Here is a 7770-nt window from a genome sequence, read left to right on the forward strand (position 1 = left end):
GGATGCGCGATGATGGCGGCGCGAGGGCAAGGGGGCAGGGCGATATGCGGGAGCCGGTCGAACTCAGGCGGCAGCGGATCCTCGCGGCGGTGGAGTCGCGCGGCGCGGTCAAGGTCACGGTGCTCGCCGCCGAGCTGGAGGTCTCGGTGGTCACCGTACGCCGGGACGTCGAGGAACTGGCCAGGGCGGGCCGGCTGCGGCGCGCCCACGGCACCGCGCGCGCCCTCGGGGCCGCCCGGCCCCCGCAGTCCACCGCACCGCACCCCCGGCCGCCCGGGCACCCCGCCGAGGGCGGCGTGGTCGCCCTGGTCGTCCCCGAGCGCCACTCCTACCTGTACGAGGCGGTGCACGGCGCCCGGCCGGTCCTGGAGGCGGCCGGGTTCCAGGTCGCCCTGCACATCGCCCCCAAGGTACCCGGCGGTGAACGCCCCCTGGTGGAGCAGGCGCTGGAGAACGGCGCGCGCGGGCTGCTGATCGCCCCGCGCTGGCGCGGCGCCGCCGACGAGGAGGCCGACTACGGCTGGCTCGCCGCCACCGGGGTCCCGACCGTCCTGATGGAGCGCCGCCCGCGCCCCGGCAGCGTGCTGCACGCCCTCGACGTGGCCTGCTCCGACCACTGGTACGGGGTGCACCTCGCCGTCGACCACCTGGTCGGCCTCGGCCACCGCCGTATCGTCCTCGCCGCCCGCGACGACAGCCCCACGGCGCGCAGCGTCCGCGCCGCCTTCGCCGAGATCGCCGCCGCCCGCCCGGAGGTGACCCGCTGGCCGGTGGCGCTCTCCGCCCCCGACGCGGGCCCCGCGCCCGCCGCCCCCGCCGCGCGCGACCGCGCCCCGCTCGACCTCGCGGCGCTGCTGCGCGAGCACGGCGCGACGGCCGCGCTGCTCCACGGCGACGTGGACGCCCTGATGCTCGTCCAGGCCCTCGCCGAACAGGGCGTACGGGTGCCGCAGGAGTGCTCCGTGGTGGCGTACGACGACGTGGTGGCCGCGCTGGGCTCCACCCCGCTGACGGCGGTCTCCCCGCCGAAGGCGGCGGTCGGCCGGGCGGCGGCCGAACTCCTGGTCCGCCGCCTCACCTTGGGCCCCGAGGAGGCCGGCCCCGTACGCCGGATGGAGCTGCTGCCGGAGCTGAAGGTACGCGGCTCGACGCAGCGCCTGGTCCCCGATCCGCGTACAGAAGTGAGCGTTTGACCGTTTCAACTTTCTTCTGAGCGGTCTATTGACCAATTGTGATCAGCCGATCAGGATTCCCGTGTCTCGAACCGGAGCCGCGGGAGGCCCCCATGCCTGGTCGACAGAGCCGTCGATCCGTGCTGGCCACGATCGCCGCGCTGCCCCTGACAGGTGCCCTGGGCGCCTGCACCGGGGGCGGCGCGGACACCCGATCGGGCAGCGCGAGCACCACCAGCACCAGCGGAAAAGCCACGCACATCACCTTCTGGTCCGCGCTGCGCGGCAGCCAGGAAGTCGTGGACGCGTTCAACAAGACCCACGACACCATCCAGGTCGACTTCCAGCAGATCCCTTCCGGGGACGCCGGCGGTTACGCGAAGCTCAGCAACGCCGCCCGGGCGGGCAACGCCCCGGATGTCGCGACGCTGGAATATCCCCAGGTCCCCGGCTTCGCCATCGACGGCGTCGCCCGGGACATCACGGACCTGGTCAGCGATGGGCTGCGGGCGAAGCTGCTGCCGCAGGCGCTGGGCCTGACCACCTTCGAGAAGCGGACCTTCAGTCTGCCGCTCGACGTCGAGCCGATGGTGATGCACTACCGCGTCGACCTCTTCGAGAAGTACGGCCTCGACGTGCCCCGCAGCTGGGAGGAGTTCGAGTCCCTCGCCAGGACCGTACGCCGCAAGGCCGGGGACCGCCGGCTGGTGCTCTTCCCCACGGACGGCTTCACCCAGTTCGGCGCGTGGTCCTGGCAGGCCGGCGCCCAGTGGTTCGACACGGCGGGCGGCGCCTGGAACGTCTCGCTCGCCGACGAGCCGACCCGCCGCGTCGCGGCGTACTGGCAGCGGCTGATCGACGACGACCTGGTCTTCATGAACGCCGTCAACAGCCGGCAGAGCGACGCCCAGATCGGCAACGGCCTCGTCCTCACCCGGCTCACCGGGGCCTGGGAAGCCGGGGCGCAGATGAACAAGCAGCCCGGCCAGAAGGGGCTGTGGGCGATCGCCCCGCTCCCGCAGTGGGACGTCGACCGGCCCGCCGTCGGCACCCACGGCGGCTCGACCTTCGCGATCACCAAGGACAGCCGCCACCCGGAGGCCGCCATGGAGTTCATCGAGTGGCAGATCTCCCACCCCGACTCGCTCCGGGCCCGGCTCTCCAGCGGCGCCAGCAGCCAGTACCCGGCGGCGCCCGGTCTGATCGCCGTCGGCCGCGAGGCTTTCGACCGCGGTTACTACGGCGGTCAGGACATCTACACCCTCTTCGAGCAGCAGGCGCACACGATCCGCGACGGCTGGATCTGGGGCCCCCGGTCGACCGCCACCGGGCGGGTCATGCAGGACGGGTTCGCCCGGGCGAGCGGGGGGCGGGGCTCCCTGATCTCGGCGGTGCGCGCGGCGCAGGAAGGCACCATGCCGGACCTCAAGGCCCTGGGCCTCACCACCACCGAACGCAGCACCTGAGCACCGCGCCCTCTTCATCCCCGTCCCAGCAGCAGAGAGGCAGGTGACACCTCGTGACCACCCCCATGACCAACCCCGCGTCCGGCCCCCTCGCCACCCCCACGCCCCCGGCCACCGGCACCACCCCACGGTCCACCGCGAGCGGCGTCCCCGGCGGCCCCGCGACCACCGCCCGCTCCACCCGGAAGTCGGCCCGGCGCCGTGAACTCGGCGCGTGCGGGGTCCTGATGACCCCCTTCTTCGCCCTTCTCGTCACGGTCTTCCTGATCCCCGTCGGCACGGCCGTCTGGCTGAGCTTCTTCAGCAACGACCAGCCGGGCCTCGGCTTCGGCCCCGAACGGACCGTATTCGTCGGACTGCGCAGCTACCTCGCCGTCCTGACCGATCCGACCTTCCTCGGCGGACTCGGCACCGTCGCCCTGTACTGCGTGATCTACATACCCCTGATGGTGATCGGCGCCCTCGCGCTGGCCCTGCTGCTCGATTCCGGGGTGGTACGGCTGCGTTCCTGGGCCCAGCTCGGCCTCTTCCTGCCGCACGCCGTGCCCGGCATCATCGCCGCCCTCATCTGGCTCTACCTCTACACCCCCGGCATCAGCCCGATCATCGAGTTCTTCGGCAAGGCCGACATCACCATCGACTTCCTCGGTGTCAACACCGTGCTGCCGTCCATCGTGAACATCGCGCTCTGGAGCAACCTGGGCTACAACATGGTCGTCTTCTACGCCGCGCTCCAGGCCGTACCCCGCGAGGTCATCGAGGCGGCCGTCGTCGACGGCGCGGGGCCGGTCCGTACCGCCTTCCAGGTCAAGACACCGCTGGTGCGTCCCTCGATCGTGATGGTGGCCATGTTCACCCTCATCTTCGCCCTCCAGCTTTTCACCGAGCCGATGCTGCTCAGCGAGTCCACACCGATGATCAACTCGCGTTTCTCGCCCAGCATGTACATCTACGACGCGGCGTTCACCCGTAACAACTACAGTCTGGCCGCCGCCGCCTCCGTCGTCCTGCTCGTCTTCACCGTCGCCCTCTCCTACGGCGTCACCCGCTGGACCAACCGCGCCAACGCCCCAGAGGAGGCCGCCCGATGAGTGTCACGAGCGCGACGAGCACCGCCCCGCGCACCCCGCCGCCCGCCGTCACCCGCGGCGGTCCGCCCCGCCCGCCGCTCCTCGGCCGGGCCGTCGTCAACCTCGTCGTCGCCATCTCCGTGCTCTACACCCTGTTGCCGGTGCTCTGGCTGGTGCTGGCCGCGGGCAAGGACCGCGACGCCCTGTTCAGCAGCGACCTGCTCAGCGCGGGCAACTTCTCCTTCGTGCAGAACGTGCGGGACCTGTTCGCCATGGACGGCGGGCTGTACGGGCGGTGGTACGGCAACAGCCTGCTGTACGCGGTCGTCGGTGCCGCGCTCGGCGCCCTGATCTCCATCGCCTGCGGCTACGCCTTCGACAAGTACCACTTCCCGCACAAGGAGAAGCTGTTCGGGCTGGTCCTCGCCGCGGTGATGGTCCCGCAGACCGTCCTCGCGCTGCCGCTCTACCTGATGGCCTCGGGCACGGGCCTGGTGAACACCTTCTGGGCCGTCTTCATCCCCGTGCTCTTCAACCCCTTCGGCGTCTACCTCGGCCGGATCTTCAGCCAGGGGTATGTGCCGAACGAAGTCCTCGAAGCGGCACGGGTCGACGGCGCCGGCGAACTGACCACCTACGTACGGGTCGCCCTGCGGATGCTCGGCCCCGGGCTCGTCACCCTCTTCCTCTTCCAGCTCACCACCATCTGGAACAACTTCTTCCTCCCCATGGTGATGCTTTCGGACCAGGACCTGTATCCGGTGAGCCTCGGCCTCTTCACCTGGAACAGTTCCGCGTCCGTCTCCCCGGAGTACTACCCCGTGGTGATCACGGGCTCGCTGCTCGCGATCCTGCCGCTGATCGTCGCCTTCGTTCTGCTCCAGCGCTTCTGGAAGTCCGGACTCACCGCGGGCTCCGTCAAGTAGCGGCGCCGCGGGACCAGCCGCCCGGCCAGGCAGGACCGCCGTCCTGTACACCCGTACCAGGAGAGAGAGATGCCCCCCACCCCGACCGCACGCCCCCGTCCGCGCGCCGCGCTCGCCATGTCGCCCCAGGCCGCGGCGGCCGTCCTCGATCCGGAGAGCCTGGCCGCCCTCGGCGCGGTGTGCGCGCTGACCCCACCACCCGTCCTCGACGACCTCACCACCGACCGGGCCCGCGCCACCCTCGCCGACGTGGAACTCCTTGTCACCGGCTGGGGCTGCCCGCCCCTGGACGCGGCGGTGCTGGCGGCGGCGCCCCGGCTGCGGGCCGTGGTACACACCGCGGGCACGATCCGCTCCCATGTCACCGAGGAGTGCTGGGAACGCGGCATCGAGGTCTCCTCGGCCGCCGCCGCCAACGCCCTGCCCGTCGCGGAGTACACCGTCGCGATGATCCTGCTCTCCGGCAAGCGGGTGCTGGAGCGCGCCCGCGATCTGCGCGCCACCCACGACCGCGGCGACTGGCTGAGGATCCCCTCCCACATCGGCAACTACGGCCGCACCGTGGGCATCCTCTCGGCCTCGCTGATCGGCCGCCGGGTGATCGAACTGCTCCGCCCGTACGACCTGCGGATCCTGCTGCACGACCCGTACGTCGGCGACGCGGAGGCGACCGCGCTCGGTGCGCACCCCGTCGGACTCGCAGAACTCTTCGCACAGAGCGACGTGGTCAGCGTCCACACCCCGCTGCTGCCCGCCACGCGCGGCCTCGTCAGCCGTGAACTCCTCACCTCCATGCGCCCCGACAGCGTGCTCATCAACACCTCGCGCGGGGCCGTCGTCGACCAGGACGCCCTCACCGACGTCCTGCTCGCCGAGCGCATCCGGGCCGTCCTCGACGTCACCGACCCCGAGGTCCTGCCGCCCGGACATCCGCTCTGGACGTGCGAGAACGCGACCATCACCCCGCATCTCGCGGGCTCGCAGGGCAACGAGCTGCGCCGGCTCGCCGACCTGGCGCTCGGTGAGGTCACCCGCTGGGCGGCGGGCGAAGGCTTCGTCCACCCCGTACGACGCGAAAGGCTGGCATTCCTCGCATGACCGCACCCCATGTCACCCCGACCCCCCTCGCCTTCGAACTCCCCTCCGACGACCGGGTGCTGAGCCCCCGCACCGGCTACACCCGGGCCCACTGGGAGGCCGCCGCCGACGGACTGCTGCGCGCCGCCTGGCGCTGGGCCACCCCCGGCAACGCCCTGCTCGACCTGCCGGGACGGCCCTCGCGCTCCGGCGTACGCTCCGACGGCCTCGAAGGCTACGCCCGTACGTTCCTGGCCGCCGCCTTCCGGGTCGCGGGCGCGGGCGGCAAGGACCCGGGCGGCTGGCTCGAACGGTACGCGGACGGGCTCGCGGCGGGCACCCGTACCCCCGGCCGGGACGACACCGAGTCGTGGCCGCTCATCCTCGACCACCACGTACAGGGCCAGCCCATGGTCGAGTCCGCGTCGGTCGCCCTCGGCCTGCGGCTGACCGCGCCCTGGCTCTGGGACCGGCTGGACCCCGGCGTCCAGGACCGCGCCGAGGAGTGGCTGCGCGGCTCCCTGCGCCACACCCCCGCCCCCAACAACTGGTATCTCTTCCCCTACTCCGTGGCCGGGTTCCTGGAGTCCGTCGGCCGCGGTGACGCCGAGACGGCGCGCGCCAGGGAACGGGCGCTCACCCTCCTGGAGAGCTGGTACCGGGGCGAGGGCTGGTACGCCGACGGCGACAGCCGCGCCTTCGACCACTACAACGGCTGGGCCCTGCACCTCTATCCGCTGCTCGACGCCCATCTCGCGGGTGACACCGAGGCGTCCGCGCACCACGGCGCCCGGCTCCGCGCCCACCTCGACGGCTTCTCCCTGCTCTTCGGCGCGGACGGCGCGCCGCTGCACTTCGGCCGCTCGCTCACCTACCGGTTCGCGGCGGGCGCGGCGGTCGGCCTCGGCGCCGTCACCGGACACACGCCGCTCGCGCCCGGGGCGTCGCGCCGGGTGGTGAGCGGGGCGCTGCGGTACTTCCTGGACCGGGGGGCGACCGGTGACGACGGGCTGCTGAGCCTGGGCTGGCACGGCCCGCACGACGCGACGCTCCAGTACTACTCGGGGCCCGCCTCCCCGTACTGGGCGTCCAAGGCGTTCGTCGCGCTCCTCGCGCCCGAGGACCATCCGCTGTGGACCGCCACGGAGGAACCCGCGCCGAGCGAGGGCCCCGACCGGGTGCTGGCCCTGCCCGTACCGGGCCTGCTCGTCCAGTCGACCCGCGCGGACGGGATCGTACGGCTGCACAACCACGGCAGCGACCACATCCGTCCGCACGAGGGCGAGGCGGGGGTGCCGGACGATCCGCACTACAGCCGGGGCGCCTACTCGACCGGCACCGGCCCCACCGCCGCGGCCAACGTCGCCGACAACCACGTGGCGCTGGAGATCTCGGGCCGCTCCAGCGGCCGCCGCCGGATCCACCCGCTGGGCGCGGGCGGCGGGGCCGGCTGGGGCTGGGCGGCCTCCTGGCACCGCCCGGTCTTCGCCTCCGGCGCGCCCATGGTGCCCGGACTGCGGGTGGAGAGTGTCACCGTGGCCCGGGGGCGGTACGAGCTGCGGGTGCACCGGGTGGTGGGCGCCCCGCCGGGCGCGCGGCTCCGCCAGACGGGCTGGGCGACCGGTCCCGGCGAGGAGGTACGGTCCGCCCTGCGCGGGCTGCACGGCTGGGCGGCGGAGCCGGAGGAGCGACGGGCGCCGCAGGGAACGGCGTTCACCCGCTGGGCGGTGGTGCCGGAACTGACCGGGCCGGCCGAGGGCACGGCGCTCTTCGCCGCCCTCGCGACACTCACGGCGGAGCCCGGCGCGGCTCCGCTGTCCGGCGCGGTGAGCGAGGTGACGGTGGACGGCGGAACGATCGAGGTCCGGTGGACCGACGACGGATCGCGGACCCGGATCGCCTTCGACCCGCTGACGGTCGGTCACGGCTGAGGACGGGGAACCGCCCCTGACGCCGTGCCCCCGGCTGCTGTCGTAGCCGCTCCGCCACTGTCTTTCGAAATAAATCGGAACTGACGGGGACCGTGCATCGTTGCAGGTGAACAGGGCAGGAAAAACCT

The 7770-nt window shown here is 72.7% G+C and carries 6 protein-coding genes; all 6 read left to right on the forward strand.

Annotation, left to right across the window (positions count from 1 at the left end; all coding sequences use genetic code 11):
• The first annotated feature begins 44 nt into the window (after positions 1-44).
• Positions 45-1193, forward strand: a complete 1149-nt coding sequence (locus AB0P17_RS37165; RefSeq protein ID WP_365818347.1) for a substrate-binding domain-containing protein — start codon at positions 45-47, stop codon at positions 1191-1193.
• Between the two features lie 92 nt (positions 1194-1285).
• Complete coding sequence (locus AB0P17_RS37170) at positions 1286-2638, forward strand: sugar ABC transporter substrate-binding protein (RefSeq protein WP_365818349.1); 1353 nt, start codon at positions 1286-1288, stop codon at positions 2636-2638.
• Positions 2639-2691: 53 nt separating this feature from the next.
• Entirely contained in the window at positions 2692-3729 is a 1038-nt protein-coding gene (locus AB0P17_RS37175) for a sugar ABC transporter permease (RefSeq protein WP_365818351.1), read from the forward strand.
• Positions 3726-4634: a carbohydrate ABC transporter permease gene (locus tag AB0P17_RS37180; protein ID WP_365818353.1), complete on the forward strand. Its 909-nt coding sequence runs from the start codon at positions 3726-3728 to the stop codon at positions 4632-4634. The genes AB0P17_RS37175 and AB0P17_RS37180 overlap by 4 nt, the downstream gene beginning before the upstream one ends.
• 69 nt (positions 4635-4703) lie before the next feature.
• A complete protein-coding gene (locus AB0P17_RS37185; protein ID WP_365818355.1) occupies positions 4704-5732 on the forward strand; it encodes a hydroxyacid dehydrogenase in 1029 nt (342 codons plus the stop codon).
• The gene (locus AB0P17_RS37190; protein WP_365818357.1) at positions 5729-7642 is read left to right on the forward strand and encodes a DUF2264 domain-containing protein; all 1914 of its coding nucleotides are present in this window, start codon (positions 5729-5731) and stop codon (positions 7640-7642) included. The genes AB0P17_RS37185 and AB0P17_RS37190 overlap by 4 nt, the downstream gene beginning before the upstream one ends.
• Positions 7643-7770: the final 128 nt, after the last annotated feature.

Origin of the sequence: Streptomyces sp. NPDC088124 (assembly GCF_040685895.1) — a bacterium.
Taxonomy (GTDB): Bacteria; Actinomycetota; Actinomycetes; order Streptomycetales; family Streptomycetaceae; genus Streptomyces.